The sequence below is a fragment of the Pseudomonas sp. AL 58 genome (assembly GCF_036348395.1).
GTDB lineage: Bacteria > Pseudomonadota > Gammaproteobacteria > Pseudomonadales > Pseudomonadaceae > Aquipseudomonas > Aquipseudomonas defluvii.
The window spans coordinates 1-26,942 of sequence record NZ_JAZBQR010000026.1 but is presented as its reverse complement, the minus strand read 5'-3'; the positions used below and the strand labels follow the sequence as shown (position 1 = coordinate 26,942).

At 59.6% G+C, this 26,942-nt stretch carries 25 protein-coding genes and 1 pseudogene; 7 read left to right on the top strand and 19 right to left on the bottom strand.

Going from position 1 to position 26,942, the window contains the following annotated elements; translation table 11 throughout:
• Nucleotides 1–120 precede the first annotated feature (120 nt).
• Nucleotides 121–720 carry a helix-turn-helix domain-containing protein gene (locus UIA24_RS21010; RefSeq protein ID WP_065761885.1) on the bottom strand — a complete coding sequence of 200 codons (600 nt, stop codon included), beginning with the start codon at nucleotides 718–720 and terminating at the stop codon, nucleotides 121–123.
• Nucleotides 721–1,018: 298 nt separating this feature from the next.
• On the opposite strand from UIA24_RS21010, the gene glnT reads away from it, so the two are divergent.
• The 5 genes from glnT to UIA24_RS20985 all read left to right on the top strand — a co-directional run bounded on the left by glnT (nucleotide 1,019) and on the right by UIA24_RS20985 (nucleotide 6,813).
• Complete coding sequence (gene glnT, locus UIA24_RS21005) at nucleotides 1,019–2,353, top strand: type III glutamate--ammonia ligase (protein ID WP_330523809.1); 1,335 nt, start codon at nucleotides 1,019–1,021, stop codon at nucleotides 2,351–2,353.
• A gap of 67 nt (nucleotides 2,354–2,420) precedes the next feature.
• A complete protein-coding gene (locus tag UIA24_RS21000) occupies nucleotides 2,421–3,326 on the top strand; it encodes a class II glutamine amidotransferase (RefSeq protein ID WP_065761883.1) in 906 nt (301 codons plus the stop codon).
• A gap of 11 nt (nucleotides 3,327–3,337) precedes the next feature.
• Nucleotides 3,338–4,021 carry a protein glxC gene (locus UIA24_RS20995; protein ID WP_065761882.1) on the top strand — a complete coding sequence of 228 codons (684 nt, stop codon included), beginning with the start codon at nucleotides 3,338–3,340 and terminating at the stop codon, nucleotides 4,019–4,021.
• Nucleotides 4,022–4,036: 15 nt separating this feature from the next.
• Nucleotides 4,037–5,359 (top strand): FMN-binding glutamate synthase family protein, encoded by a 1,323-nt coding sequence (locus UIA24_RS20990; protein ID WP_065761881.1) that lies wholly within the window; start codon nucleotides 4,037–4,039, stop codon nucleotides 5,357–5,359.
• A 128-nt stretch (nucleotides 5,360–5,487) separates the two neighbouring features.
• Nucleotides 5,488–6,813 (top strand): ammonium transporter, encoded by a 1,326-nt coding sequence (locus UIA24_RS20985; protein ID WP_330523808.1) that lies wholly within the window; start codon nucleotides 5,488–5,490, stop codon nucleotides 6,811–6,813.
• A 71-nt stretch (nucleotides 6,814–6,884) separates the two neighbouring features.
• Here UIA24_RS20985 and UIA24_RS20980 read toward each other — a convergent pair whose 3' ends face one another.
• Nucleotides 6,885–7,928 carry an LLM class flavin-dependent oxidoreductase gene (locus tag UIA24_RS20980; protein ID WP_099775204.1) on the bottom strand — a complete coding sequence of 348 codons (1,044 nt, stop codon included), beginning with the start codon at nucleotides 7,926–7,928 and terminating at the stop codon, nucleotides 6,885–6,887.
• A gap of 193 nt (nucleotides 7,929–8,121) precedes the next feature.
• The gene (locus UIA24_RS20975; RefSeq protein ID WP_065761124.1) at nucleotides 8,122–8,607 is read right to left on the bottom strand and encodes a flavin reductase family protein; all 486 of its coding nucleotides are present in this window, start codon (nucleotides 8,605–8,607) and stop codon (nucleotides 8,122–8,124) included.
• A 322-nt stretch (nucleotides 8,608–8,929) separates the two neighbouring features.
• On the opposite strand from UIA24_RS20975, the gene UIA24_RS20970 reads away from it, so the two are divergent.
• Entirely contained in the window at nucleotides 8,930–10,336 is a 1,407-nt protein-coding gene (locus UIA24_RS20970; RefSeq protein WP_065761125.1) for a purine-cytosine permease family protein, read from the top strand.
• A gap of 487 nt (nucleotides 10,337–10,823) precedes the next feature.
• On the opposite strand, the gene UIA24_RS20965 is transcribed toward UIA24_RS20970, so the two are convergent.
• The 5 genes from UIA24_RS20965 to ribBA form a co-directional block, all read right to left on the bottom strand.
• Complete coding sequence (locus UIA24_RS20965; RefSeq protein ID WP_065761126.1) at nucleotides 10,824–11,978, bottom strand: ABC transporter ATP-binding protein; 1,155 nt, start codon at nucleotides 11,976–11,978, stop codon at nucleotides 10,824–10,826.
• Between the two features lie 17 nt (nucleotides 11,979–11,995).
• Nucleotides 11,996–12,805 carry an ABC transporter permease gene (locus tag UIA24_RS20960; RefSeq protein ID WP_099775202.1) on the bottom strand — a complete coding sequence of 270 codons (810 nt, stop codon included), beginning with the start codon at nucleotides 12,803–12,805 and terminating at the stop codon, nucleotides 11,996–11,998.
• A 6-nt stretch (nucleotides 12,806–12,811) separates the two neighbouring features.
• Entirely contained in the window at nucleotides 12,812–13,756 is a 945-nt protein-coding gene (locus tag UIA24_RS20955) for an ABC transporter permease (protein ID WP_065761128.1), read from the bottom strand.
• Nucleotides 13,753–14,778 (bottom strand): ABC transporter substrate-binding protein, encoded by a 1,026-nt coding sequence (locus tag UIA24_RS20950; RefSeq protein ID WP_065761129.1) that lies wholly within the window; start codon nucleotides 14,776–14,778, stop codon nucleotides 13,753–13,755. Before UIA24_RS20950 ends, UIA24_RS20955 begins: the two co-directional genes overlap by 4 nt.
• A gap of 270 nt (nucleotides 14,779–15,048) precedes the next feature.
• Entirely contained in the window at nucleotides 15,049–16,158 is a 1,110-nt protein-coding gene (ribBA, locus tag UIA24_RS20945; RefSeq protein WP_330523807.1) for a bifunctional 3,4-dihydroxy-2-butanone-4-phosphate synthase/GTP cyclohydrolase II, read from the bottom strand.
• Between the two features lie 70 nt (nucleotides 16,159–16,228).
• Here ribBA and UIA24_RS20940 point away from each other — a divergent pair, with 70 nt between their 5' ends.
• Nucleotides 16,229–16,522 (top strand): DUF1330 domain-containing protein, encoded by a 294-nt coding sequence (locus UIA24_RS20940; protein ID WP_099775199.1) that lies wholly within the window; start codon nucleotides 16,229–16,231, stop codon nucleotides 16,520–16,522.
• Between the two features lie 18 nt (nucleotides 16,523–16,540).
• Here UIA24_RS20940 and UIA24_RS20935 read toward each other — a convergent pair whose 3' ends face one another.
• The 11 genes and pseudogenes from UIA24_RS20935 to UIA24_RS20885 all read right to left on the bottom strand — a co-directional run.
• The gene (locus tag UIA24_RS20935; RefSeq protein WP_065761132.1) at nucleotides 16,541–17,104 is read right to left on the bottom strand and encodes an NUDIX hydrolase; all 564 of its coding nucleotides are present in this window, start codon (nucleotides 17,102–17,104) and stop codon (nucleotides 16,541–16,543) included.
• 1 nt (nucleotide 17,105) lies between these two features.
• On the bottom strand, nucleotides 17,106–17,858 hold the full coding sequence (locus UIA24_RS20930) for a GntR family transcriptional regulator (protein WP_102051937.1): 753 nt from the start codon (nucleotides 17,856–17,858) through the stop codon (nucleotides 17,106–17,108).
• Between the two features lie 89 nt (nucleotides 17,859–17,947).
• Nucleotides 17,948–18,337: a carboxymuconolactone decarboxylase family protein gene (locus UIA24_RS20925; protein WP_065761134.1), complete on the bottom strand. Its 390-nt coding sequence runs from the start codon at nucleotides 18,335–18,337 to the stop codon at nucleotides 17,948–17,950.
• A gap of 20 nt (nucleotides 18,338–18,357) precedes the next feature.
• Nucleotides 18,358–19,809, bottom strand: a complete 1,452-nt coding sequence (locus UIA24_RS20920) for an NAD-dependent succinate-semialdehyde dehydrogenase (protein WP_330523806.1) — start codon at nucleotides 19,807–19,809, stop codon at nucleotides 18,358–18,360.
• A 68-nt stretch (nucleotides 19,810–19,877) separates the two neighbouring features.
• Nucleotides 19,878–20,363, bottom strand: coding sequence for a flavin reductase family protein (locus tag UIA24_RS20915; RefSeq protein WP_102051935.1), 486 nt, complete (start codon nucleotides 20,361–20,363; stop codon nucleotides 19,878–19,880).
• A gap of 12 nt (nucleotides 20,364–20,375) precedes the next feature.
• Nucleotides 20,376–21,857, bottom strand: coding sequence for an aldehyde dehydrogenase (locus UIA24_RS20910; RefSeq protein WP_330523805.1), 1,482 nt, complete (start codon nucleotides 21,855–21,857; stop codon nucleotides 20,376–20,378).
• Complete coding sequence (locus tag UIA24_RS20905) at nucleotides 21,854–22,687, bottom strand: alpha/beta fold hydrolase (RefSeq protein WP_065761138.1); 834 nt, start codon at nucleotides 22,685–22,687, stop codon at nucleotides 21,854–21,856. The genes UIA24_RS20910 and UIA24_RS20905 overlap by 4 nt, the downstream gene beginning before the upstream one ends.
• A 25-nt stretch (nucleotides 22,688–22,712) precedes the next feature.
• The gene (locus tag UIA24_RS20900; RefSeq protein ID WP_065761139.1) at nucleotides 22,713–23,303 is read right to left on the bottom strand and encodes an amino acid synthesis family protein; all 591 of its coding nucleotides are present in this window, start codon (nucleotides 23,301–23,303) and stop codon (nucleotides 22,713–22,715) included.
• Between the two features lie 235 nt (nucleotides 23,304–23,538).
• Nucleotides 23,539–24,792, bottom strand: a complete 1,254-nt coding sequence (locus UIA24_RS20895) for a ferredoxin reductase family protein (protein WP_330523803.1) — start codon at nucleotides 24,790–24,792, stop codon at nucleotides 23,539–23,541.
• A gap of 209 nt (nucleotides 24,793–25,001) precedes the next feature.
• On the bottom strand, nucleotides 25,002–25,781 hold the full coding sequence (locus UIA24_RS20890; protein ID WP_330523802.1) for a hypothetical protein: 780 nt from the start codon (nucleotides 25,779–25,781) through the stop codon (nucleotides 25,002–25,004).
• Nucleotides 25,778–26,942 (bottom strand): annotated as a pseudogene (locus UIA24_RS20885) (T6SS effector BTH_I2691 family protein); the annotation flags it as partial. The pseudogene UIA24_RS20885 and the gene UIA24_RS20890, both read right to left, overlap by 4 nt.

Genomic DNA, 26,942 nt, shown 5'->3' with positions numbered 1-26,942 from the left:
GAAACTTTTTTTACTTACAGGAATTTTTTTGGTGGCGGGCGAGGTCAGGCGGGTGCGATGAGGGCGTCATCGCCGGCCCGCCGAGGCCCTGCGCAGGAGCAGGTTTTACTTGCGTGCTGCTTACTCGTTCTGGTTGCCGTAGTTCATGATCGACAGCAGGCGAATCGGCACCTGCACCAGTTGCTCCGGCCCGTGGGGAACCTCCCCGTCGAAGGTCAGGCTGTCCCCGGCTTCCATGCGGTACAGCTGATTGCCATGCCGGTAGATCAGTTCACCTTCAAGTAGGTGGAGAAACTCGGTACCGGGGTGGGAGAAGGTCGGGAACTCTTCGCTGGCGTCATCCATGCTCACCATGTAGGCCTCGAAGTTCTTCTTTGGCCCACGGGTATGGTTGAGCAAGTGGTAGGTGTGGCCTTTCTCGGTACCTCGCCTGACCACTTCAAGGCCTTCGCCAGCCTTGACCAGTAGAGCGCTGCTGCCTTGTTGATCGTACTGGCTGAACAGTTTCGACATGGGCATGCCCAGCACGTCGCAGAGACGGCTGAGGGTATCGAGGCTGGTGGATACCTGCGCGTTTTCGATCTTGCTCAGCATGCCCTGGCTGATACCGGCGATACGGGCGACGTCGGCCAGTTTCAGTTCCTGGGCCTGGCGCTGACGTTTGATTTGCATGCCCAGGTACTGCTCGAGCTTCAGGCGGGGTTGCGTTTCATCGGTCATCGTTATCACAGCCTGCACTATTTCTTTTCAATAATTTTATATTCGCACCAGGAATGTGCGATGTACACCCCTGTCGAGCCTGTCCACCCTCGATTATTCGCGGTGGGAAAGCAAGTTTCCCATATAGACAGCAGCAACGCTCCCCTTCGCGCATTCAGGTCAGTGGTATCCCAGAGTTGGCAAGCTGATTGCATTCCTATTGGGAAAGTAACTTTCCTGATTGGAATAATGTGGTTGTCAGGGAAGTCAGGCGTTTCAACCTTCCACAACGCTTTGCCTTTCACGAGGAGTGAGATCCATGTTGCCACCAGATACCCAGCATTTGATCGAGAAGCATGGGATCAAGTACGTGCTGGCTCAGTTCGTTGACATTCACGGTTCGGCGAAGACCAAATCAGTGCCGGTTTCTGGCCTGAAAATGGTTGCCGAAGACGGTGCGGGCTTCGCGGGATTCGCCATCTGCGGCATGGGCATGGAGCCGCATGGCCCGGACTTCATGGCCCGGGGCGATCTGTCGACGCTGACGCCGGTTCCGTGGCAGCCAGGCTACGGCCGTATCGTGTGCATCGGCCATGTCGATGGCAAGCCCCATCCCTATGACAGCCGTTATGTCTTGCAGCAGCAGATCAAACGCCTGAGCGATAAGGGCTGGACGCTCAACACCGGGCTGGAGCCAGAGTTCAACCTGATGCGTCGCGATCAGCAGGGGCGTCTTCAGCTGGTGGACAGCAGCGATACCCTGGACAAGCCCTGCTACGACTACAAGGGGCTGTCGCGTTCGCGGGTGTTCCTTGAGCGCCTGACCGAAGCCTTGCAGCCGGTGGGTTTTGACATCTACCAGATTGACCATGAAGACGCCAACGGTCAGTTCGAGATCAACTACACCTACAGTGAAGCCATGGAGTCCGCGGACCGCTTCACCTTCTTCCGCATGGCGGCGGGTGAAATTGCCAACGATCTGGGCATGATCTGCTCGTTCATGCCCAAGCCCGACCCGAAGCGGGCCGGCAACGGGATGCACTTTCACTTGTCGATCGCCAGTGCCGAAAACAAGAACCTGTTCCACGATGCCAGTGATCCAAGCGGCATGGGCTTGTCGAAGCTGGCTTATCACTTTGCCGCAGGCCTTTTGGCGCACGGCCCGGCGCTGTGTGCCTTTGCAGCACCCACGGTCAACTCCTACAAGCGCCTGGTGGTTGGTCAATCGCTGTCTGGCGCAACCTGGGCGCCGGCGTTCATCGCCTTTGGTGCCAACAACCGATCTGCGATGGTCCGTGTGCCGTACGGTCGCCTGGAGTTTCGCTTGCCCGATGCGGGCTGCAACCCGTACCTGGTGAGCGCGGCAATCATCGCTGCGGGCCTGGACGGCATCGACCGCAAGCTCGAAATCGACAAGGTCTGCAACGAGAACCTCTACAAGCTCAGCCTTGAAGAGATCGCCGCACGTGGCATCAAGACCTTGCCGCAATCACTCAAGGAAGCCTGTGATGCCCTGGAGGCCGACCCCTTGTTCGCCGAGGTCATGGGGCCGGAGATCGTGGGCGAGTTCATCCGCCTCAAGCGCATGGAGTGGGTGGAATACAGCCGCCATGTGAGCGACTGGGAGATCCAGCGCTACACCGAGTTTTTCTGATTCGTTAATCAACCGTTCCTGACGCCCGGTGAGTGGGGAGGGCGTCTTCTGCCCTGGAGTTTCTAATATGTGTGGAATCGTGGGTCTTTACCTGAAAAACCCCAAGCTTGAATCCCAGTTGGGCAAGCTGTTTGAACCCATGCTCGAGGCCATGACGGATCGTGGTCCGGACAGTGCCGGTTTTGCCATCTACGGTGATGAAGTGGCGGATGGCTGGGTCAAGCTGACCCTGCAGGCGACCACCGAGGGCTATGACTTCAAGGCCTTGGTTGCAGCCGTCGAGGCCCGCCTGGGCTGCGCGCTGGACTGGTTTCAGAATGCCAGCGCCATTGTCCTGAAAGTACAGGCGGACGAAGCCGCGGTGCGGGCCGTGTTGGCCGAGTTGGCGCCAAGCGTGCGCATCATGAGCGCCGGGCAGAGCATCGAGATTCTCAAAGGCATGGGTTTGCCCAAAGAAATCTCTGAGCGTTTCGGCCTGGCCAGCATGAAAGGCAGCCACATCATCGGTCACACCCGCATGGCCACTGAAAGCGCGGTGACCATGGAAGGCAGCCACCCGTTTTCCACCGGCGCCGACCTGTGCCTGGTGCATAACGGCTCGCTTTCCAACCACTCGCGCCTGCGCCAGAACCTGCGCCGCGAAGGTATCACCTTTGAAACCGAGAACGACACTGAAGTGGCCGCCGGTTACCTGACCTGGCGCCTGCAGCAGGGCGACACGCTCAAGCAAGCGCTGGACAAGTCGCTGGAAGACCTCGATGGCTTCTTCACCTTTGCGATCGGCACACGCAACGGCTTTGCCGTGATTCGCGATCCGATTGCCTGCAAGCCGGCGATCCTCGCCGAGACTGACGACTACGTTGCCATGGCCTCGGAGTATCAGGCGTTGTCCAGCCTGCCAGGTATCGAGAACGCCAAGGTCTGGGAACCGGTCCCGGCCACCATGTACATCTGGGAACGCGAGTCGGCTTAAGGAGCACGCACATGAAAACTATCGATTTGTCCAACGCCTCTGTGCGTGAACTGAACCAGGCCCTGCATGACCAGGCCAAGCATGTGGATGACCGCGAATGGGTCGTGACTCACCCTAACGGTGCACACAACCTGGCGGTCGGGGTCAACCAGGAGGTCTCTATCGATATTCAAGGCCACGCCGGTTACTACTGCGCGGGCATGAACCAGAAAGCCTCGGTCACCGTGCATGGCAACGTCGGTGTCGGCTGCGCCGAGAACATGATGTCGGGGTATGTGCGGGTCAAGGGCAGCGCCTCGCAAGCGGCAGGCGCCACCGCACATGGCGGCCTGCTGGTGATCGAGGGGGATGCCGGTGCGCGTTGCGGCATTTCCATGAAAGGCATCGACATCGTGGTCGGCGGCAGCATCGGCCACATGAGCTGCTTCATGGGGCAGGCGGGTCGTCTGGTGGTGTGTGGCGATGCCGGCGATGCGCTGGGCGACTCGCTGTACGAAACCCGCATCTATGTCAAAGGCAAGGTCGAGTCGCTGGGTTCGGACTGCATTGCCAAGGAAATGCGTGCCGAGCACCTGGAAGAGCTGCAGCAGTTGCTAGATCGCGCTGGCCTCAATGAAAAGGCCGCTGACTTCAAGCGTTATGGCTCAGCCCGCCAGCTGTACAACTTCAAAGTCGACAACGCCTCCGCGTACTGATCCAGGAGAACCACAATGAGCGAAAAGACCCCTCCAGTGCTGCGCGAGTCCGCCACCTTCGACCGCCTGGCCATTCAGGAAATCCAGCGTGCCGCCGAAACCGGCATTTACGACATCCGCGGCGGTGGTACCAAGCGCAAGCTGCCGCATTTTGATGACCTGCTGCTACTCGGTGCCAGCGTTTCGCGTTATCCGCTGGAAGGCTACCGCGAGAAGTGCGGCACTGATGTTGTGCTCGGCAACCGTTTTGCCAAGAAACCGATTCACCTGAAAATTCCCGTGACCATTGCCGGGATGAGCTTCGGCGCCTTGTCGGCCAACGCCAAGGAGGCGTTGGGCCGTGGCGCGACCATTGCCGGTACCAGCACCACCACTGGCGACGGCGGCATGACCCCGGAAGAGCGTGGCCAGTCGCAGCACCTTGTGTATCAGTACCTGCCGTCGCGCTATGGCATGAACCCGGACGATCTGCGCAAGGCCGATGCCATCGAGATCGTTTTGGGGCAGGGCGCCAAGCCGGGTGGTGGCGGCATGCTGCTGGGCATGAAGGTGACCGAGCGGGTAGCGGGTATGCGCACCCTGCCAATTGGTGTCGATCAGCGCAGTGCCTGCCGCCACCCGGACTGGACCGGGCCGGACGATCTGGCGATCAAGATCGCCGAGATCCGTGAAATCACCGACTGGGAAAAGCCCATCTACGTGAAAATCGGTGCCAGCCGTCCTTATTACGACGTCAAGCTGGCGGTCAAGGCCGGGGCTGATGTGATTGTCCTCGACGGTATGCAGGGCGGCACGGCGGCGACCCAGGAAGTGTTTATCGAGCACGTGGGCATTCCGATCCTGCCGGCCATCCCGCAAGCGGTACAGGCTTTGCAGGAGATGGGCATGCACCGCAAGGTTCAGTTGATCGTCTCTGGTGGTATCCGCAACGGCGCCGATGTCGCCAAGGCCATGGCGTTGGGCGCGGATGCTGTTGCGATCGGCACTGCGGCGCTGATTGCGCTGGGTGACAACCACCCGCGTCTGGATGAGGAACTGAAAAAAATCGGCTCGGCCGCAGGCTTCTACGATGACTGGCAGAACGGTCGTGATCCGGCTGGGATCACAACCCAGGACCCGGAACTGTCGAAGCGCCTGGACCCTGTTGAAGGTGGGCGTCGTCTGGCCAATTACTTGCGGGTGTTGGTGCTTGAGGCGCAAACCATGGCGCGTGCCTGCGGCAAGTCGCACCTTCACAACCTCGATCCTGAGGACCTGGTGGCCTTGACGGTGGAGGCGGCTGCGATGGCACGGGTGCCGCTGGCAGGCACCCATTGGATACCTGGCCAACAGTACTGAGCCAGCGCTGTAAACGCAGCACCCCTTCCCGGAGGGGTGCTGTGCATGCCTAGAGGCTTATAAAAGCCCGTCTATCAGTGTCTTTTTACGTGCTGCCAGCAAACCCTTTTTTTGCAGGAGCTTCGAAAATGGTCAAGCGCTTTTCTGGCAATCTCCTCTTGAGCCTGATGGCATTGGGCGCGGTTGTGCCGCTGGCCCAGGCCGCCGAGGCACCGACACTCAATACTGGCAGTACCGCCTGGATGATCAGCGCAGCAGTGCTGGTGATGTTCATGTGCCTGCCGGGGCTGGCGCTTTTCTACGGTGGCCTGGTGAGGGCGAAGAACATGCTTTCGCTGTTTACCCAGTGTTTTGGTATCGCCGGTCTGGTGGGCGTGCTGTGGGTGATCTATGGCTACAGCATGGTGGTCGATACCACTGGGATGGTTGAAGGGGAGGTGACCTTCAACAGCTTTGTCGGTGGTCTGAGCCGCGCGATGTTGGCTGGCATGACGCCTGACAGCCTGGTGGGTGAAATTCCCGAGGGCGTCTACGTCACCTTCCAGATGACGTTCGCCATCATTACCCCGGCGTTGATCGCGGGTGCTTTCGCCGAGCGCATGAAGTTCTCGGCGGCGCTGTTGTTCATGGCCTTGTGGTTCACCCTGGTGTACGCGCCAGTGGCGCATATGGTCTGGGGTGGGGCGGGAGCGTTGATGCACAACTGGGGGGTGCTGGATTACGCCGGCGGAACAGCGGTGCACATCAATGCCGGGGTGGCAGCGCTCGCTGCGTGCTTGATGCTCGGCAAACGCAAAGGCTATGCCAATACGCCGATGCCAGCGCATAACCTGAGCCTGACCATGGTTGGTGCGGCCATGCTCTGGGTCGGTTGGTTCGGCTTCAATATCGGTTCGGGTGGTGGCCTTGGCGGTGTCTCCGGGATTGTGATGCTTAACACCCAACTGGCAGCGTGCGCCGGCATTCTTGGCTGGATGTTCACCGAATGGTTCAAGGTCGGTAAACCCAGTGCGTTGGGCCTGGCCAGCGGTGCCTTGGCCGGCTTGGTCGGTATTACCCCGGCATGTGCCTACGTGGGGGTTGGCGGGGCATTGGCCATCGGCGTGTTGTGCGGCGTGCTCTGTTACTTGAGCGTCACCGTGCTGAAACGGCGCCTGGGTTATGACGACAGCCTCGACGTGTTTGGCCTGCATGGTATCGGCGGCATCATTGGCGCGCTGCTGACCGGTGTGTTTTGCGTACCGTCCATGGGTGGGCTGGTTGAGGGCGTGAGCATGGGCGCGCAGGTGTGGGCGCAGGTTCAGGGTGTTTTGATGACCACGGTTTACTGCTTTGTGGTCAGCTGGCTCATTCTGAAAGTGGTGAATGCGCTGACGGGCTTGCGTGCCGATGAGTCGGTAGAGGAGATGGGGCTGGACCTCGCCGAGCACAACGAGCGGGCGTACAACCATTGAGTTGTAGCAATTGAGTGCAAAAACGCCGGGGCATGCCCCCGGCGTTTTTGTGACAGATGCCTGCGCTTCGCTTAGCTGAAGGCGGGTACCACGTGCTTGATGAACAGCTCCAGGGACTTCTTCTTCTCGGCATGCGGCAGGCTGTTGTCGCACCAGAAGCTGAACTCGTCCACGCCCAGTTCCTGGTAGTAGCGAATGCGCGCAATGATCTCTTCCGGGGTGCCGATCATGGTGTTCTTGCGGATGTTTTCCAGCTCGAACTCTGGGCGTTCGGCGAACTTTTCTTCCGGGCTTGGCTCAAGGAAACCATTGACCGGGGTTTGCTTGTTGCCGAACCAGGCATCGAAGGTGCGGTAGAAGCGCGAAATGGCCTGGGCACCGACTTTCCAGCCTTCAGGGTCATCAACGGCGTGTACATGGGTGTGGCGCAGTACCATCAGTTGCGGGCGTGGTACTTCGGGGTTGTTGTTCAAGGCAGTCTGGAACTTGTTCTTGAGGTCCAGGACTTCTTCATCGCCCTTCATCAGTGGCGTGACCATCACATTGCAACCGTTGGCGACTGCAAAGTTGTGCGAGTCTGGATCGCGGGCGGCAATCCACATGGGTGGCATGGGTTTCTGTACAGGTTTTGGCACGCTGGTGGAGGTCGGGAATTTCCAGATATCACCGTCGTGGGCGTAGTCACCCTGCCACAGGGCACGGACGACCGGGACCATTTCACGCAGGGCCTGACCACCGGAGGAGGCGGGCATGCCACCGGCCATGCGGTCGAATTCAAACTGGTAGGCACCACGGGCCAGGCCGACTTCCATCCGCCCGTTACTGATCACGTCCAGCAGCGCGCATTCACCCGCAACGCGCAAAGGGTGCCAGAACGGCGCAATGATCGTGCCTGCACCCAGGTGGATGGTGGTGGTCTTGGCCGCGAGGTAAGCCAGCAGCGGCATCGGGCTTGGCGAGATGGTGTATTCCATGGCGTGGTGTTCACCAATCCAGACGGTGCTGAAGCCGCCGGTTTCGGCCATGAGGGTCAGCTCGGTCAGGTCTTCGAACAACTGGCGATGGCTGACGCTTTCGTCCCAACGCTCCATGTGTACGAACAACGAAAATTTCATGACGCTTACCTCGGATCTTTTGTTGTGGGCCTGTCGACTGCAGGCCTGATATCAGGAAAGAGCGCTGTGCGCTGCCGGGTGGTGTCTGGCCGTTATCACCGGGTACCGAGTGGAACAGGAAGGCCCGGGTACTGAATTATTGGTATACCATAATACGGGATATCTGCAAGCGATTTGTCTTCTGTGCCCAGGCTCAAGCCAGTACTGGCAATGCGCCCATCTTTCCATTGCAGTACACCAGCGGCCCGTTGTCGCGCTGCGGCACAATCAGGTTCTTGACTGCGCCAACCATGATGGCGTGGTCGCCGCCTTCATACTCGCGCCACAGTTCACATTCGATGATGGCCGTGGCGTTACTCAACAGTGGGTTGCCCAGTTCGCTGAGGGTCCATTCGATCCCTTGCGCCTTGTCTTTACCCTTGCGGGCGAAGGCATAGGCTTCTTTTTGCTGGACGCCGGACAGCACATGGATGGCAAAGCGTTTGTTCTTGATCAGGACCGGGTAGGAGTCGGAACTGTAGTTGGGGCAGAACAGCACCAGTGCCGGGTCCATCGACAGCGAACTGAACGCGCTGGCAGTCAGGCCGACGACCTGGCCATCGTCGTCGAGGGTGGTGATGACGGTCACCCCGGACGGGAATGAACCCATGACTTGTTTGTAGAGGGTGGCATCGATCATTGGACTGTCCTCGAAGCAGCAGGAAGGATTGGGTCAGGCTTCAGGTATGATGGTATACCATAATATGATCTTTGCAACGCCTTTTACGTACAACACGACGAGTGTCACAAAGGCGCTTCAGGCCCCGTGTTCTCGGGGGTTTTGGCCATTAAAATCGGGCGTTCCACGGCACGAGGGCAGATCAGCTGGTCGGCAAAAGACCGGCTCAGTCTTGTTAAAAAGTTGGAATACCATAATATGGTGTTCATCTTGGGTGGCTCGCAGAGCCGCCCCGGTTTGGCTTTGTACAACGATAAAAACAGACAAACTCGAGTTGATGAACATGTCCCAGATGTCCAAACAAGACCCGTTGATCGAGAACCATACGGTCGACTACGTACCGCTTGCGGAGCGCCATGGGAAGGCGCGCGATCTCTTTACCCTGTGGTTCAGCACCAACATTGCGCCATTACCCATCGTGACCGGTGCGATGGTAGTTCAGGTGTTCCACCTCAACCTGTTCTGGGGCGTGATGGCGATCATCCTCGGGCACATGATCGGCGGCATTGTGATTGCCCTGGCGTCGGCGCAAGGCCCATGCATGGGGATTCCGCAGATGGTCCAGAGCCGTGGTCAATTCGGCCGCTACGGTGCATTGCTGATTGTGTTCTTCACTGCAATCATCTACATCGGCTTTTTCATTTCCAACATCGTCCTGGCCGGAAAATCCATTACCGGCATCGCGCCCTCGGTGCCTGTGCCAGCGAGCATTCTGATCGGTGCGTTGAGCGCTACGGCAATCGGCGTGATCGGCTACCGCTTTATCCATACCTTGAACCGTATCGGCACCTGGGTCATGGGCAGTGCCTTGCTGGCAGGTTTCGTCTATATCTTTGCCCACGATGTGCCTGCTGATTTCTTCAGCCGTGGCGGTTTCAACCTTTCTGGCTGGTTGGCCACGGTGTCACTGGGGATCATCTGGCAGATCAGCTTTTCGCCCTACACGTCGGATTACTCGCGCTACCTGCCCGCCGATATCGGCATTGCCCGACCGTTCCTGGCTACCTACCTGGGCGCGACACTGGGTACCATTCTGTCGTTCACCTTCGGTGTCGTCGCCGTGCTGGCCACGCCCGACGGTACTGAAGCGATGGCTGCTGTAAAGCAGGCCACGGGCGGGTTGGGGCCGATTTTGATGGTGCTGTTCCTGCTCAACATCATCAGCCACAACGCCCTGAATCTGTATGGCGCTGTGTTGTCGATCATTACCTCGATCCAGACTTTTGCCAGCCAGTGGACCCCAAGCATCAGGGTACGGGTAGTGTTGTCGACGCTGATCCTGGCTGGGTGCTGCGTGGTTGCGCTGGGTGCGTCGCCGAACTTCATTTCGCAGTTTATCGGCCTGGTTCTGGCGCTGCTGCTGGTGCTGGTGCCGTGGGCGTCGATCAACCTGATTGATTTCTACCTGATCAAGCGTGGTCAGTACGACATCAGCTCGATTTTCAGTGCCGACGGCGGCGTGTATGGGCGTTTCAATCTGCATGCGATTGTTGCGTACTTTATCGGCACCCTCGTGCAACTGCCGTTTGCCAATACCTCGCTGTATGTCGGGCCCTACGCCAATCTGGTGGAAGGCGCTGACTTGTCCTGGCTGGTCGGGCTGGCAGTGACCTGCCCGCTGTACTACTGCCTGGCTACCCGTAGTCAGCCAGCAGCACGCGGCGCCGTCAAACTGGGCTTTACCGACTGATCAAGCGCGTTACTGTTACTCGCCGTCGCTGGGCGCAGCTGGGTTCACACCCGGGGTGCTCGGCGACGGCGTATTGCGTTTCAAGCGTCAGCCCCGCTGCGTCGACGACGAACCGATAATCCCCCCCCTCGAATAATCGAACCAATACCGCTTACTGACCTGGCGTGCAGTGCTCAGGTTAGTGGCCGGGTTGCCTGCACCCTGCGCTTCGCTGCCGCTTTCGGGCATCACACTTCATACCCTCTCAGCGTTCATACCTCTCAATTGATACAGGCGGATCGGCTCCGGAACACCTGGCTCGCGGACAGGCACGGTACCGACCCGCTGTATGGCTACGCTGGCGGTTAAGCGCGAAGTCTCGTGAGGATTAGCGAAGGCAGGAGAGGGTGTCGTGTTTTATGTAGCGTAGGAAAGGGGGGGCGATGCAGGCCGACCAGTACCGTCGGTAGGGGCGTTCCCGTGCAGGGCACGGGAACGTGGAGGGGAGTTAATGCGCGCCAGCGGCCTTGTTCAGGTCGCTTTCAGACCATTGGGTATACACGCAGGCATCACTGGTTGCCCAGCGTACCCGCACGGTGTCGCCAGCGGTGAGTGGCATGCCGGTGGCCGACAGGGCCTTGACGGTCATCGCCGTACCACCCGGTGTAACCACGCTGCAGGTTTGGCTTTCACCGAGGAAGAGCATTTCGCTGACCTTGGCCGAGACTTCGTTCCAGCCCGCAGCGAGTGGTTCCCGCTGGGCCTGCTCCACACTCAGGGCCAGTGCTTTCTCCGGCCGGATCATCAGCAGTACGTCCTGGTCGAGTTGCAGACCACCAGTCAGACGGATCGACAATGGCTGGCCTTCAAAGCTGGCCACCGCATTACCCTGGGCCTTTAGCTTGAGGAAGTTGGAGTTGCCGAGGAACGAGGCGACAAAGGCATTCGGTGGGTTCTGATAGAGGTCGTAGCCACTGCCCAGCCCAACGATCTTGCCGTGACTGAAAATCGCAATGCGCTGAGACAGGCGCATGGCTTCTTCCTGGTCGTGGGTGACATAAACGATGGTAATGCCCAGGCGACGGTGCAGTTGACGCAGTTCGTCCTGCAGGTCTTCGCGCAGTTTCTTGTCCAGCGCGCCGAGCGGCTCATCCATCAGCAGGATGCGTGGCTCGTAGACCAGCGCACGGGCAATCGCCACGCGCTGCTGCTGGCCACCGGAGAGTTGGGACGGGCGCCGATGGGCGAATTTCTCAAGTTGTACCAGCTTGAGCATGGCATCGACACGTTTGTCTCGTTCGCTGGCCGCCAATTTGCGGATGGCCAGGGGGAAACCGATGTTGTCGCGTACCGAAAGGTGCGGGAACAGTGAGTAGCGCTGAAACACCATGCCGATGTCGCGCTTGTGCGGCGGGACGTTGACCAGCGATTGGCCATTGACCAGGATCTCGCCGCTGCTGGGTGTTTCGAACCCGGCAAGCATCGACAGGGTGGTGCTCTTTCCCGAGCCGCTGGAGCCGAGGAATGTGAGGAACTCACCGTCCTGGATGTCCAGCGAGATGTTGTCCACGGCGGCAAAGTCGCCGTAGTGCTTGTTCAGGTTGCGCAGGCTGACCAGGGGCTTGTCGCGCTGCTGTGCAGGATCTTTGATGACGGCACTCATGTCGTACTCCTAGGCGCTCAGGCGCTGATTTCATTGCGCCGGCGCAGCGCGGCGGCGATCACCATGACCAGTACTGACAGACCGATCAGCAGCGTCGAAGCGACGGCGATCACAGGTGTCAGGTCCTGACGCAGGGTGGTCCACATTTTCACGGGCAGGGTTTGCAGGGTCGGGCTGGCCATCATCACGCTGAGCACCACTTCGTCCCACGAGACCAGGAAGGCGAACAGTGCGCCGGCAACCATGCCCGGGCGGATCGCCGGGAAGGTCACCTTGACCACCGCCTGCAGACGCGACGCCCCACAGATCACCGCGGCGTCTTCGATAGACTGATCGAACAACTTCAGTGAGTTGATGATCGAGATGATGGTAAAGGGCAGCGCGACGATCACATGGCTTACCACGAAGGCAAACAGGGTTCCGGTGTAGCCCAGTTTTAGGAACAGCGCGTACACCGCCACGGCGATGATCACCAGTGGCACGATCATCGGCAGGGTGAACAGGCCATAGAGCATTTCCCGGCCAGGAAAGCGCCCGCGAACCAGGGCGAAGGCCGTCGGCAGGCCGAGTGCAACGGCGCAGATTGTCGTCAGCACCGCCACCTTCAGGCTGGCCAGTGCGGCGTTCATCCAGTCGGCATTGGAAAAGAACTGGCTATACCATTTCAGCGTCCAGCCCGGTGGTGGGAACACCAGCCACTGCGAAGAACCGAATGACAGCAGCACGATGAACACGATCGGCAGCAGCAGGAACAGCGCGATCAGGCCGGTGGTGAGGTACAGGCCCAGACGCATGCGCCGGCCCATGGCATTGGGAGTCAGGAGCATGATCGCTTACCTCGCGTTACTGGCACCAACCGGAGACTCCGGTTGAAGCTTCAGGTAGAAGTAGAACAGCACCAGGGTGATCACGATCAGCAGTGCGGCGCCGGCGCTGGCCAGGCCCCAGTTAAGGAACGATTGCACCTGCTGAATGATGAACTCGGGCAGCATCATGTTCTGCGCACCGCCCAGCAGTGCTGGCGTCACGTAGTAACCCAGGGACATCACGAACACCATCAGCCCGCCAGAGAACAGCCCCGGACGACACAGCGGCAAGAACACCCGGAAGAAGTTGGTCCAGGGGCTGGCGCCGCAGATTGAGCCGGCCTGCAGGATCATCGGGTCGATTGCCTGCATGGTGGCCTGCAGCGGCAGGACGATGAACGGGATCATGATGTAGCTCATGCCGATCACCACGCCGGTCAGGTTGTGCACCATTTCCAGCGGTTGATCGATGATGCCCAAGGCCATCAGCGCCTTGTTGATGACCCCGGACGCCTGCAGCAGCACCAGCCAGGAGTAGGTGCGCGCCAACAGGCTGGTCCACATCGACAGCAGGACGATGTTCAACACCCAGCGACCCCAACCGCGAGGTACCAGCGTGATCACCCAGGCCAGCGGAAAGCCCAGCAGCAGGCTGAACAGCGTGACCAGCCCGGCCACCGAGAACGTGTTCAGCAGCACCCGTGCATAGGCCGAGTTGGCGAACAGTTGTTCGTAGTTTCCCAGCCCTGGCGTGGGTTCCAGTACGCCACGCAGCAACAGGCCGATTAATGGCGCCAGGAAGAACAGGCCAAGGAACAGCAGGGCCGGTATCAGGTTGCCGACGCCCCGCCAGCGTTGGGCCAGGGTGGGGGATTGCTTCATGGTGACTGCCTTGCCAGTGGTCGAGCCTGCAGCGCCCTTGGCGCTGCTGCTCGGGTTAGCGTGACGGGACGCAGTGGCCGCCATTTTCATTTGACCAGCCATTCGTTCCACCGTGTCGCAATGGCAGGACCGTTCTTGGCCCAGTATGCGAAGTCGAGAGTGATCTGGTCCTTAGCGTAGGCAGTCGGCAGGTTAGGTGCCAGCACGGAGTCCAGGCGCGCGACGCTGTCGACGTTGACCGGCGCATAGGCGGTCAGGTTGGAAAAGTCGGCCTGGCCTTTGGCGCTGCTGGCATTGGCCAGGAACTTCATGGCCGCATCCTTGTTCTTGGAGCCTTTGGGGATTACCAGGAAATCGGCCATGACCAGGTTCTGTTTCCAGCTTACGCCCACGGGGGCGCCATCTTGCTGCAGGGCATAGATCCGGCCGTTCCAGAACTGCCCGAGGCTGGCTTCACCCGAGGCAAGCAGTTGCTGCGATTGCGCGCCGCCGCCCCACCAGACGATGTCTTTCTTGATGGTGTCGAGTTTTTTGAAGGCGCGGTCCAGGTCCAGCGGATAGAGCTTGTCGGCGGGCACGCCGTCAGCCAGCAGGGCCAGTTCAAGCACGCCAGGGCTTGGCCATTTGTACAGGGCACGTTTGCCGGGGTAGGTCTTGGTGTCGAACAGTGCGCTCCAATCGACTGGCTTGCTGGCGCCCAGCTTGCCTTCGTTGTAGCCCAGCACGAAGGAGAAGAAGAACGAGCCGACGCCGTGATCGGAGACAAAACGCGGGTCGATCTTGTCGCGCTGAATCGTGTTGAAGTCCAGTGGCTCGAGCAAGCCTTCAGCTGCTGCGCGCAAGGCGAAGTCAGCCTCTACATCCACGACATCCCACTGCACATTGCCGCTTTCGACCATGGCCTTGAGCTTGCCATAGTCGGTTGGCCCGTCTTGAACCACGGTGATGCCGCTGCTGCGGGTGAAGGAGTCGGCCCAGGCCTGCTTCTGCGCATCCTGGGTTGTACCGCCCCAACTGACAAAGTTGACGCTCTCGGCCGCTGAGACGAATGAGCAGGCCGATGACAGCATGCCTGCAACAAGTACTGCGGCTACACGTTTGTTCAACACCATTTTCACGCCCTCATTTGTTGTGTTTTTGAGCGGGCTGTAGACACCCGCTTATCGGGAGCAGTAGGTCCATCGGGGCCTTGAAAGGCGACCGTGCCAAGGGCTGTTATTTGTGCTGTCCCTGGCGGGCGCACTTGGCAAAAGTGTCCGGTCTACGGAATATCATATTATGGTATTCCAAACTTTCTGCAAGCATTTTGCCGTACCGACCATCCGGCAAAATGCTGTGTTTCTGGACAACATCGCGCGTTGCCGCGCTTGAAACAGCGGTGATCAGGCAGAAAATGGAATACTTTCAACCACTTCCAGGTCATAGCCGGTCAGCCCTGCGTATTTCAACGGTGGGCCAAGATGACGCAGTTTGCCCACGCCCAAGTCCTGCAGGATCTGCGCGCCAGTGCCGACTTCCGAGTAGATGCGCGACTGTGAGCGGCTGTACTGCCGTGGCGGTTGGGTCAACTGCGGTATGCGTTCAAGCAGGGCTTGTGAGGATTCATGGTTGGCCAGGATTACCACAACCCCATGGCCTTCCTCGGCGACTTTCTGCAGGGCCGCCCAGAGTGTCCAGTTGCTTGGCCCGCTGTACTCTGCGCCCACCAGGTCACGCAGTGGGTCGATGACGTGCACCCGTACCAGGGTTGGTTGTTCGCGGCGCAGTTCGCCCATCACCATCGCCATGTGTACGCCGCCTTCAATCCGGTCTTCATAGGTGACCAGGCGGAAGGTGCCATGTACCGTCGGCAGCTCACGCTCACCGATACGGACTATCGTGTGTTCGGTGCTCAGGCGGTAGTGGATCAGGTCGGCAATGGTGCCGATCTTGATGCCGTGCCGGCGGGCGAACACTTCCAGGTCAGGGCGCCGGGCCATGGTGCCATCGTCGTTCATGACCTCGACAATGACCGAGGACGGGGTAAGGCCCGCCAGTCGCGCCAGGTCGCAGCCCGCTTCGGTATGCCCGGCGCGGGTCAGGACGCCGCCTTCCTTGGCGCGCAGCGGAAAGATATGCCCGGGTTGTACGAGGTCCTCTGGCACGGCATTGCTGGCCACTGCGGCGGCCACGGTACGGGCCCGGTCGGCAGCAGAAATGCCTGTGGTGACGCCGCTGGCGGCTTCGATGGAGACGGTGAACGCGGTACTGAACACGCTACCGTTGCTGGGCACCATTTGCTCCAGACCCAAACGCTGGCAGTGCTCGTCGGTTAGAGTCAGGCAGATCAGGCCACGGGCCTCGCAGGCCATGAAGCTGATGGCCCTGGCGTCGCAATGGTCGGCCGCGATCAGCAGGTCGCCTTCGTTCTCGCGGTCCTCGTCATCGACCAGGATCACCATCTTGCCCTGGCGGTAGTCTTCGATGATTTCTTCGATGCTGTTGAAGGCCATGGCTGGACTCTCAGTGTGTGGTATGAAATTCTATGGTATACCATAATACGGTTTGACTGAGGAGGTCACGATGAAGGCTTACTGGATTGCGCATGTGGATGTCACCGACCCGGACGCATACAGCGAATACACCCGTCGTGCACCTGCGGCGTTTGCTGCTTATGGGGGGCGTCTATTGGCTCGGGGCGGCCGCAGCGAAGCACTGGAAGGGCGAGCAACGCCACAACGCAGCGTTGTCATCGAGTTTGACTCCTACGCGCAGGCGCTGGCCTGCTACCACTCGCAGCAGTACCAAGAGGCCAAGGGCTACCGTGAAGGTGTTGCTCGGGCTGAAGTGATTATAGTCGAGGGCATAGCGCCCTGAATGACGGGCGCGGCGGGGTCAGCGGATGAAGTGGATCTTGCCGCAGTCATCATTGCCAATGTAGATGCCATAGACACCCGCGCGGCGTTCCTCGATGTAGCGTTCGAGGATCTGCCGTATTGCCGGGTAATAGATGCTGTCCCAGGGAATGTCCTCGGGTGCGAAGAACTTGTAGTCGAGGGTTTCCGGGCCAAACTGGCCGGTGACTTCCAGGGCGATGGCGCGGTAGATGATGTACACCTCACTGATCTTCGGCACGCTGAAGATCGAGTAGGGTGAGTGGATTTCCGCTCGCACGCCCGTTTCTTCCCACACTTCGCGCAAGGCAGCCTGTTCAGTGGTCTCATTGCTTTCCATGAAACCGGCCGGCAGTGTCCAGGTGCCCGGGCGAGGAGGGATGGCGCGTTGGCACAGCAGGTACTTGCCGTCCTGCTCGATGATGCAGCCGGCAATGATTTTTGGATTGACGTAGTGGATGTAGCCGCAACTGCGGCACATCTGGCGCTCATGGGTATCCCCCGGTGGCAGCTGGCGAACCAGGTCATTGCCACCGCATTGCGGGCAAAAGCGCGGGGTCATCATTTCAGCGGCCTATACGCGGTTCTTTAAGGGCGATGGGTGCAATGATCTCGGGGATGTCGCCGGTTTCCCCTTGCTTGCGCTTGAGGTACTCCAAGGCCACCTTCGCCGCCGCGCGGACGTGGTCGACCGAGGCCTGGTGCGCGGCCAGTGGATCGCCGCTCTTGATGGCCTCGACAATACGTTCCATTTCGTGGCTACTGGTGCCACGGCGGTTCTCCTGAGACACCGATGTGGCGCGAAGGTAGCTGATACGGGCCTGCAGCTGGCGTAACTGGGTCGCGGCAATGTGGTTGCCCGAGCCTTCGAGCAACACGTCATAGAACCCTTGAACCGAATCGATGACCTGCTGCAGCTCGCCCTCTGCGAGGGCCTTGCGGTTTTCTTCGAGGGCTTTTTCCAGGGCCTTGATATCCTTGGCTTTGGCACGCAGAGTGAACAGTTGGACGATCATGCCTTCCAGTACACAGCGCAGCTCGTAGATATCGACCGCATCGTCCAGCGTAATGATTGCCACCCGAGGACCCTTGGCGTCGGCGAATTCCACCAGCCCTTCGGATTCCAGATGGCGCAAGGCTTCGCGAACCGAGGTACGGCTGACGCCGAGGCGGTCGCACAGGTCGCGCTCGACCAGGCGGTCTCCGGGCAGGAGCTGGAAATTCATGATGGCGCTTCGCAGTTTATCCAGCACGATTTCGCGCAGGGTAACGGGGTTGCGATTGACCTTGAAGCTGTCGTCGAGTGGCAGGCGTTTCATGGGGTCTGCTCTGAGTTGGGCTGTCCAGGTAAAAGGCGCACGTCGATCATCGGGATCGTCCGTGCTCCGTTTGGATCAGCAGCCCAGGTTTAACTGGAGGCCTCTGCATCGGCTTCGGCGAAGGCTTCGCGGGCAAGCCGGAAACTGTCTACGGCAGCGGGTACGCCACAGTAGATGCCGACCTGAAGCAGAATTTCGCGTATTTGTTCACGACTCAGTCCATTACGCAAGGCGCCACGGATATGCAGCTTGAGTTCGTGAGGCCGGTTAAGGGCCGATATCATGGCCAAGTTTATCATGCTGCGCTCTTTAAGCGATAAGCCCTCGCGGCCCCAGACGTGACCCCAGCAGTACTCTGTGACCAGCTCCTGCAGGGGGCGATTGAAGTCGTCGGCATTCTCGATTGAGCGGTTGACGTAGGCTTCGCCCAGTACCTGGGTACGAATCGCCAGGCCCTTTTCATATTTTTCGTTGCTCATGTCGTGCTGCTCCTGTCGGGTCAAAGCCCGCCCATCAGGGTGTATTTGATTTCGAGGTAGTCTTCGATGCCGTACTTCGAGCCTTCACGGCCCAGGCCCGATGCCTTGACCCCGCCAAAGGGCGCCACTTCGGTGGAAATCAACCCTTCGTTGATGCCGACCATGCCGTACTCCAGGGCTTCGCTCATGCGCCAGGCACGCCCCAGGTCGCGGGTGTAACAGTAGGCCGCAAGGCCGAATTCGGTTTCGTTGGCACGCGCAATCGCTTCGACTTCAGTGTCGAAACGGAATACCGCTGCCAATGGCCCGAAGGTTTCTTCCTGCGCGACCTTCATTTCGCGGGTCAGCCCGGCGAGGACGGTTGGCTGGAAAAAGCCATGCCCCAGCGCATGGCGTGCGCCTCCGCAGACCCGCTGTGCGCCTAATGCCAGTGCATCCTGAACATGCTCTTCAACCTTGGCCACGGCGCGTTCGTTGATCAGCGGCCCTTGCTGGACATCGGGCTCGAAACCATCGCCAACCTTGAGTGCTGCAACACGCTCGGCAAGGCGTGCAACAAACGCATCGTGAATGCCGTCTTGAACCAGGAAGCGGTTGACACACACGCAGGTCTGCCCGGCATTGCGGAACTTGGCGACCAATGCGCCTTCCACGGCGCGCTCAAGGTCGGCGTCGTCGAAGACGATAAAGGGCGCATTGCCGCCCAGTTCCAACGAGACTTTCTTCAGGGTCGGCGCGCACTGCGCCATCAGCAATTTGCCAATGCCGGTGGAGCCGGTGAAGGAGAGCTTGCGCACCACGGGGCTGCCGGTCAGTTCTGCACCAATCGCCACGGCGTCGCCCGTGATGACATTGAACACGCCGGGTGGAATACCGGCCTGTTCGGCCAGCGCGGCCATGGCCAGCGCTGAGAAGGGGGTTTCCGGTGCCGGTTTGACGATACATGTGCAGCCTGCCGCCAAGGCCGGACCGGCTTTGCGGGTGATCATCGCGGCCGGGAAGTTCCACGGTGTGATGGCGGCCACGACACCGATCGGCTCCTTGCTGACGACGATACGTGCATCAGCCTTGTGGCTGGGGATGGTATCGCCGTAGATGCGTTTGGCTTCCTCGGCAAACCACTCGATAAAGCTGGCCGCATAGAGGATCTCACCCTTGGCTTCGGCAAGGGGTTTGCCCTGTTCCAGCGTGAGGATTTCGGCCAGGGCGTCGGCATGCTCGAGCATCAGGCTGTGCCAGCGCTTGAGCAGGTTGCTGCGTTCCTTGGCCGTCAGGCTGCGCCAGCTCGGCCAGGCCGCGTTTGCCGAAGCGATGGCCAGGCGGGCGTGGTCGGCACCGAGGTTGGGGACTTGGCCGATTTTTTCGCCGTTGGCCGGATTGAAAATCTGCTGATAGGCGCCGTCTGGCGCGTCCAGCCATTGGCCATTGATAAAGGCTTGCTGGCGGAATAGTTGCGAGGCTGCAGGTGTCATGCCGGCTCCCGGAATAAAAAGGGGCCGCTACCGAGGGGGAGGGTAGCGAGCGGCCCCGGAGTAAACGCTTAGGCCAGGGTGGGCAGCGCGCCCAGCTTGCCTTTGTGGTAGATCATCGGCGTGGCTGGCTGATCGGGCAGGATCAGGTTTTTTACCGCGCCGACGATGATGGCGTGATCGCCGCCGTCGTATTCGCGCCAGAGCTCGCACTCAATGATCGCAGTGGCCTTGCTCAGCAAGGGGTTGCCCAACGCACTGAGGTGCCACTCAATGCCTTTGGCCTTGTCTTTGCCCTTGCCGGCAAAGGCATAGGCTTCGGCCTGCTGATCGGCTGCGAGCAAGTGAATGGCAAACTGCTTGCTGTTGCGCAGAATCGGGTAGGTATCAGACGCGTAGTTAGGGCAGAACAGGACCAGTGCCGGGTCAATCGACAACGCGCTGAACGCGCTGGCGGTGATGCCGACGATGTCACCCTGCGCGTCCAGGGTGGTGACCACTGTCACCCCGGAAGGGAAGGAGCCCATGACTTCTTTGTAAATGCCGGGTTCGATCATGATGCAGGTCTCCTAGCGCATGACAAACGGGTCGGGCATCGGTGCTTGCGAGAGGTTGATCCATACCGTTTTCAGTTCGGTATAGGCCAGCACCGATTCGATGCCGCTCTCGCGACCGTAGCCGCTGTTCTTGAAGCCGCCGATAGGCGCCATGGCCGATACCGCGCGGTAGGTGTTGACCCAGATGATGCCGGAGCGTACGTCCCGGGCCAGGCGATGGGCGCGGCCCAGATCGCGTGTCCAGATACCGGCAGCAAGGCCGAATTGCGAGTCGTTGGCGATTGCCAGGGCTTGGGCTTCGTCCTTGAAACGAATCACCGAGGCCACTGGGCCGAACACCTCTTCCTGCATGATCTTCATCGAGTTGCTGTCGCACTCGAACAGGGTCGGCTCATAGAACCAGCCTCCGCCGGCAATGTCCGGGCGCTTGCCACCCAGGCGCAGACGAGCACCTTCGGCCAGGGCATCGGCCACCAGGCCTTCGACGACTGCCAGTTGTTGGGCCGTGGCCATCGGGCCCATCTCGGTGCTGTCGTCCTGCGGGTTGCCGATACGAATGCGTTTGGCGCGGGCAATCAGGCGCTCGACGAACTCATCGTAGATTTCGTCCTGAACCAGCAGGCGCGAACCGGACACGCAACTCTGGCCGGAGGCCGCATAGATACCCGCGATGGCACCGTTGATTGCACTGTCGAGGTCTGCGTCGGAAAAGATGATGTTGGGTGATTTGCCGCCCAGCTCCAGCGACAGCTTGGCAAAGTTCTCGGCGCTGCTGCGTACCACGTGGCGCGCCGTGGCGGCACCACCGGTGAAGGCAATCTTGCGCACCAGGGGGTGACGGGTCAGTGCAGCACCCGTGCTGGGGCCGTAACCGGTCACGACGTTGACGACACCCGGCGGAATGCCGGCTTCCAGGGCCAAGCGGGCCAGCTCAAGAATGGTCGCCGAGGCATGTTCGGACGGCTTGAGCACGATGGTGTTACCTGCAGCCAATGCTGGCGCCAGTTTTATCGCGGTCAGGTACAGCGGGCTGTTCCACGGGATTATCCCGGCCACGACGCCGATGGGCTCGTGCACGGTGTAGGCAAACATGTCCGGCTTGTCCAGCGGCAGCGTGCCGCCTTCGAGCTTGTCGGCCAGGCCCGCGGTGTAGTGGAAGAACTCTGGCAGGTAGCCCACCTGGCCGCGGGTTTCGCGGATCAGTTTGCCGTTGTCGCGACTTTCCAGTTGTGCCAGTTGCTCTTTGTTCTCGGCGATCAGATCGCCAAGGCGGCGCAACAGCTTGCCTCGTGCGGTAGCGCTCAGGCCCCGCCAGGCTGCGCCCTCGAAGGCTGCCTGGGCCGATTGAACGGCACGTTCGACATCGGCTTCGTCAGCATCGGGCAGCACCGCCCAAGGCTCGGCGAGCGCCGGGTTCAGGCTTTCAAACGTCTTGCCGTTAAGGGCATCGACCCATTCGCCGCCGATGCACATCTGGAAGCGTGCGAGTGTCATGCAACGATCCCCTCTATCTGGTTGTGTTGGTTTTGTGCGTTATCCAGAAAGTTCAGCAGCACCTGATTGACCAGGCGCGGCGACTCTACCGGCATCATATGCCGCTGTTCGTCGAGTATTGCCACTTGTGCGCCGGGAATGCGCTCGGCCAATTGCCGGGCCATCTCCGGGGTCGAACCGGGGTCCAGTTCGCCGGTGGCAATCAGGGTGGGCACCCGAATGCTGCCGAGGTCGTCAGCGCGGTACATGTCCTGCGTGGCGAACAACTCGTAGGTGGTCAGGTAGCCTTGTGGATCATTGCTGGCCAGTGTCTGGCGGATGGCTGCGATCTGAGCCGGGTTGGCAGCCTGATACTCGCGGCTGAACCAGCGTGACAGCGCCGCTTCGGCATTAGCGTCCGGCCCGTGCTCAGCGGCCTGGGCGGTTCGCGCAATGACGCCAGCGCGTTGTTCCAGGCTACGGTTGAACACGCTGTTAAGGATCACCAGCCCCTGCACGTGCTGCGGATAGTGCAGCGCAAAGGCGCGAGCGACCAGCCCGCCCATGGAGAAGCCAATCACGGTCGCCCGCGGCAGCTCAAGGTGCTCAAGCAACTCCAGCAACTGATCGGCATAGCCCAGCAGGTCGGTGCCAGTGGGCGGGCGCTGGCTGGCGCCATGCCCGAGCATGTCGTAGGCAATGACACGGTACTTTGTGGCCAGGCCTACGATCTGCCCGCCCCACATTTCTTTATTCAGGCCCACGCCGTGGATCAATATCACGGGCTGGCCTTGGCCGGTCGCCAGGTAACTGGTGCCAGCCGGTGTGCGTTCAGCAGTGAGCCGAATCATGGAGCGCTCCTACATGCTGTGTGGGTTACTGCGCTTTCTCAGCGGCCAGTTCTTCCAGATCGATGTAGCGGTTGCCGATACGCGGGTGCAGGCGGCCACCGTCGGCGCAACCCAGGACCACAACGATTTCGTCGGCACGCGGTGCATCTTCGATCTGCATTTCCAGCGTGATGTAGTGCGAACGCAGACCCTCATCGTCCTTGTGCATCATCGGAATCTGGATCGAAGTGCCAGGGCCACCGCGCTTGTTGGTGAAGCTCAGGTAGCTTTTGGCCTTGACCGCTTCACGGTAATGATTGCCAAAGCGCAGGGTATGGATGACAGCGGAAGCGTGCTCGATTTCACCGTCGGCACCGACGACGGCCGCCTTGCCGTAGGCTTCGATCTTTTCCGCGCCGCCAATGGTTGCCACCAGCCGCTCAACCATCAGGGCACCGAGGTCGGAGCAGTTGGCACGGATTTCCGGCTTCAGGTCTTCAACGAAGCCGCGGCCCAGCCAAGGGTTCTTGATGACCACAGCCAGCCCGACCATGGTCACCGGCTTGTCTGCAGCTTTACCGCCTTCGATGAAGGTTTCTTCGACATAGCTGACGATTTTGCGAATTTCAAAACTCATGAGCGGCTCCATCTGAGGGAATAAGGTTTGTGCGTATGATGGTATACCATAATACTGTAAGCGCAAGTCCCTCAGGTGAGTTTGTAGAGCAAGAAGGCGACAGATGGCCGGCAAACGCGGATTCCGCTGTCTGCTGGAGGTGTGCTGGGAGGGCGAGGGGGAAAGGCGAGGGCGTGATGTAGCTGCTACGCCAATCGGCCTTGGCGTAGCAGCGCGAGAGATTCAGTGAAGGCTGTTAGCGGAATTCGAAGAACTCATAACGCAGATTGCCTTCTGGAATCCGCTGTTCGCGCATCAGTTCCTTGACCTGGGCCAGCAGCCCTTTGGGGCCGCAGAAGCTGATCTGGATGTGCCCTGGATTGGTTTCGCCAGCAACCCGGCGCAAGGTCTCAGCCAGTTTGTCGGCGCTGCTGTCATGGCCGACAAACTCGGCGCCGCGTTCTTCAGCCATCGTTTTCATCTGCTCGACACTGGGGAACGCCCGTGAAGGGTTGAAGCAGTAAACCAGCGTGACATTGTCGAAGCGCTTGGCAGCTTTGTCCTGCAACCAGGAAACGAACGGCGAAATGCCCACCCCGCCACCAATCCAGATTTCCCGCTGAGCATCGGGCAGGCGCTTGAAGTGCCCGTAAGGGGCATAGATATCCGCCAGCATGCCGACCTTGACCTGTTTGCGCAGCGCCTGGGTGTAGTCGCCCAAAGCGCGGATCACGAAGTGGATGTGGCCGTTGTCTTTATGGGCGCTGGCGATCGTGAACGGGTGGGGCTCACGCAAGCCCTTTTCCTTCATGGCCAGGAATGCGAATTGCCCGGCCTTGAACGGGAAGCCGCGATGGACCGGTGCCAGTTCCAGGTGCAGGGAGCCTTTGGCAATGGACACCGCAGCAACCTTGTACTCGCCGGCTGTGGCAATGAAGGGGTAGAGCACCAGCTTGTACAGGGCAGCAATGACCCCCAGGCCACAGAGTACGGCCAACCAGAGGCCGGAAGGGCTGTTCAGGGTAATCGGTGACTTGAAGCTCAGCCAATGGGCAATGACGATCAGGAACAGCGGGCCAGAGAGTTTGTGCCACCAGCGCCAGACGCTATAGGGGATGTTTCGGTTCAGGGCCAGCAACACGATCATGCCCAGTGCCACATAGCTCAGTTGGCGCACCATGCGCGTCCAGTACTTGGAAAACTCCACAATCGCAGCACTGTTCCAGGCGTCCAGGTTGGCTTTGAACACCAGGTGGTAGCTGGCAAAGACCAACGCCCAGATGCCCAGCCATTTGTGCGTTTCATACACCCGATCCAGCCCGCCGAACAGTCGCTCGATGAGATGCCAGCGAGCGGCCAGCAGGCATGAAACCGCCATGTTGGCCAACGCCGCAGCGCCCAGCACCAAGCTGAGGGTGGCCGAGGTCATCCAGGTATCGGAAGGAATTTCGAGCAAAATGGTGAGCGTGGTGATCAGCAGGATACCCACGACGCAGTGCCAGCTTTTCAAACGATTAGCCTCCAGTTATCAACGTTAATAGCTTAACGGTTTTCGAGGCTGTCGGCGCTGACCTGGGTCACGGGTGTCACGACGGTGTCAGTAATAACGCTACTGTAGTTCCGCGCCTTGATGCTCCAACCCAGTATGTCAGCACGGACTTCACGTTAGATAAACCGCTGACTGCGGTCATTTAGCCGTCTCCGTCCGACCAGTGCGCGTTAACCACGGTCAACGTGCCTGTCGGCCCGAGGTACATTCGGGAGGTGCTGCTCAACAAGCCCCAGGATCGACTCGAACGCTTTACGCTTGGCAAACAGTGGGAAGGTACTGCGCGAGTGTTTGTTCAGATAATCGTTGTACCAAGCGAACTCCAAGCCAACCAATTTTTGCTTTCGGTCTATGGCTACCTCAGTGAACCTCGACCACTCGTAGGTATGGTGATGAAAGTCTGTTTGCAAATCACGGTAGCGCGCTGAATTCATGGAGGCATGTGTCAACATCACGCTACCGGATCCGCCAATAGCACCGATCAGAAGCGCCGGATCGTTATATGCACTTGCCATACACATAAATGCAATCGCCGTGAATGCTGCCAAACCCTTCAAGAAAGTGAGTGTCCACTCCGGAAAAACCTTCCATTTGCAAAATTCTGCTCCAGACTTTGTAAAACGGTAGGCAAAATTCATGCGTTGATGGGTCATGCTTAATACAGTAATGATCAACAAAGAGAAAAACAGGAGGGCACATAATGAACGCACAGGCTCATCATATGTTTCAAAATTTGAGTGCATAGAAAACCCAAACCAAACAGCAACCACCAGCCAGAAAAAAAACAACCCATTAGCAATAACGGTATTGTAGTTTCGTGCCTTGATCCTCCACCCCAGCAGTTCTGGTTCATGTGCATACTTCCACGTCAGTTGTGGCGGCAGTTCTCGTGGCGTGGCCCAGTTGTCCAGCAGGGACCTTACGCGAGACAACCCTTCTGAAGCCTTCATTTCGCCATCCCCTCTGGCACCTGAAGGTTCAACCCGTAGAGGCTGTGTTTCTCCAGCTTCTGGTCGTCAGGCAGCATGTCCGTGAACAGCGTATTTTGGCGCTCGGCCTCACGTAAATCGTCGCGCAAGGCCACACGGAACATGTAGCCACGGGCGTCTGCACGTTGATTGAGCGGTGGCGGGTAATGCACCTCCAGTTCCAGTGCTGCATTGCTCGTGGGTGTCGCCACCCAGGCCTGCCATACGCGGTATTGATCCTTGGCCTGATAGGCAAAGTCGCTCTGTAATTGCTGGCCACCGGCGGCCTCCGGCAGTTGCCCGGCCAACTCAGGATCAACCCAATAACCGCGCAGAAAGTGCTCGTAGAGTGGGCTCTGCTGCTGCGGCGTGTGATAGACCGGTGAACCTTCGCTGTCGATCACCACCGGTTGCAGCTGGACAATACTGCCCGCCAGCGTGGCGGGGAACAGCAGTTGCACCCAGAACCCCAGGCAACGTTGCGGCCCTCGGTCCGGATAGGTGTACACCGCTCGGGCCCAGACGCTGGGCCGTTGTAGGATCTCCAGCAAGGCCGTCAATTGGGTTTTATGGCCGTCAATGCCTACCCAGTTTTCCTCTGGAGCTTTGCCCCAGCTACAGCGGTACAGCCACAGCCTTAGGCCTTCGCGCTTGTAGCGGTTGGCATGTACTGAAAACAGCAGATAGGCAATGCCGAGTGCGCCCAGAACAATGGTGACCGGTGAGGACATGATCCAGGCAAAATTCAACCAGTAGCCCAAAATAGCGCCGGTAAATTGGATAGTTGCAACGAAACTCATCATACGTAGAGTGCCGTACTTCCATTCCAGTGCATTCCTCTCGTCTTCACTACTCGCCCCCGCAACATCTTTGGACACCTGCCACGCTTCAACACCCGCAGCAATTGCACCAAGCGCCGCCCAAGTCGCCGTGCGGGCAATCAATCGCTTTGCGGCCTGCGCGAAGTTGATGTCGCCTTGAGCCAGCCATGCCCTGGCGCCCGCTTTCGTAAGTTTCGTGATCTCGTTGCCCAACGGCGCAGACATCCCCTGCGCCCGATTCCACCCCGGGCCCACGCACACGGCCATCATTGCGTTACCGGTATAGGCCGCATTGGCGGTCATCATCCGCAGTTCGCTGTTG

What these genes read in the sequence shown, in the direction of transcription:
- UIA24_RS20925 (WP_065761134.1), bottom strand. Translation starts at nt 18,337, where the DNA reads ATGAGCAACGAAAAATATGAAAAGGGCCTGGCGATTCGTACCCAGGTA.
- UIA24_RS20975 (WP_065761124.1), bottom strand. Translation starts at nt 8,607, where the DNA reads ATGATCGATGCCACCCTCTACAAACAAGTCATGGGTTCATTCCCGTCC.
- UIA24_RS21000 (WP_065761883.1), top strand. Translation starts at nt 2,421, where the DNA reads ATGTGTGGAATCGTGGGTCTTTACCTGAAAAACCCCAAGCTTGAATCC.
- UIA24_RS20985 (WP_330523808.1), top strand. Translation starts at nt 5,488, where the DNA reads ATGGTCAAGCGCTTTTCTGGCAATCTCCTCTTGAGCCTGATGGCATTG.
- UIA24_RS20970 (WP_065761125.1), top strand. Translation starts at nt 8,930, where the DNA reads ATGTCCCAGATGTCCAAACAAGACCCGTTGATCGAGAACCATACGGTC.
- UIA24_RS20995 (WP_065761882.1), top strand. Translation starts at nt 3,338, where the DNA reads ATGAAAACTATCGATTTGTCCAACGCCTCTGTGCGTGAACTGAACCAG.
- UIA24_RS20965 (WP_065761126.1), bottom strand. Translation starts at nt 11,978, where the DNA reads ATGAGTGCCGTCATCAAAGATCCTGCACAGCAGCGCGACAAGCCCCTG.
- ribBA (WP_330523807.1), bottom strand. Translation starts at nt 16,158, where the DNA reads ATGGCCTTCAACAGCATCGAAGAAATCATCGAAGACTACCGCCAGGGC.
- UIA24_RS20900 (WP_065761139.1), bottom strand. Translation starts at nt 23,303, where the DNA reads ATGAGTTTTGAAATTCGCAAAATCGTCAGCTATGTCGAAGAAACCTTC.
- UIA24_RS20920 (WP_330523806.1), bottom strand. Translation starts at nt 19,809, where the DNA reads ATGACACCTGCAGCCTCGCAACTATTCCGCCAGCAAGCCTTTATCAAT.
- UIA24_RS20940 (WP_099775199.1), top strand. Translation starts at nt 16,229, where the DNA reads ATGAAGGCTTACTGGATTGCGCATGTGGATGTCACCGACCCGGACGCA.
- UIA24_RS20915 (WP_102051935.1), bottom strand. Translation starts at nt 20,363, where the DNA reads ATGATCGAACCCGGCATTTACAAAGAAGTCATGGGCTCCTTCCCTTCC.
- UIA24_RS20990 (WP_065761881.1), top strand. Translation starts at nt 4,037, where the DNA reads ATGAGCGAAAAGACCCCTCCAGTGCTGCGCGAGTCCGCCACCTTCGAC.
- UIA24_RS20930 (WP_102051937.1), bottom strand. Translation starts at nt 17,858, where the DNA reads ATGAAACGCCTGCCACTCGACGACAGCTTCAAGGTCAATCGCAACCCC.
- UIA24_RS21010 (WP_065761885.1), bottom strand. Translation starts at nt 720, where the DNA reads ATGACCGATGAAACGCAACCCCGCCTGAAGCTCGAGCAGTACCTGGGC.
- UIA24_RS20905 (WP_065761138.1), bottom strand. Translation starts at nt 22,687, where the DNA reads ATGATTCGGCTCACTGCTGAACGCACACCGGCTGGCACCAGTTACCTG.
- UIA24_RS20910 (WP_330523805.1), bottom strand. Translation starts at nt 21,857, where the DNA reads ATGACACTCGCACGCTTCCAGATGTGCATCGGCGGCGAATGGGTCGAT.
- UIA24_RS20950 (WP_065761129.1), bottom strand. Translation starts at nt 14,778, where the DNA reads ATGGTGTTGAACAAACGTGTAGCCGCAGTACTTGTTGCAGGCATGCTG.
- glnT (WP_330523809.1), top strand. Translation starts at nt 1,019, where the DNA reads ATGTTGCCACCAGATACCCAGCATTTGATCGAGAAGCATGGGATCAAG.
- UIA24_RS20935 (WP_065761132.1), bottom strand. Translation starts at nt 17,104, where the DNA reads ATGATGACCCCGCGCTTTTGCCCGCAATGCGGTGGCAATGACCTGGTT.
- UIA24_RS20960 (WP_099775202.1), bottom strand. Translation starts at nt 12,805, where the DNA reads ATGCTCCTGACTCCCAATGCCATGGGCCGGCGCATGCGTCTGGGCCTG.
- UIA24_RS20980 (WP_099775204.1), bottom strand. Translation starts at nt 7,928, where the DNA reads ATGAAATTTTCGTTGTTCGTACACATGGAGCGTTGGGACGAAAGCGTC.
- UIA24_RS20955 (WP_065761128.1), bottom strand. Translation starts at nt 13,756, where the DNA reads ATGAAAATGGCGGCCACTGCGTCCCGTCACGCTAACCCGAGCAGCAGC.
- UIA24_RS20890 (WP_330523802.1), bottom strand. Translation starts at nt 25,781, where the DNA reads ATGAAGGCTTCAGAAGGGTTGTCTCGCGTAAGGTCCCTGCTGGACAAC.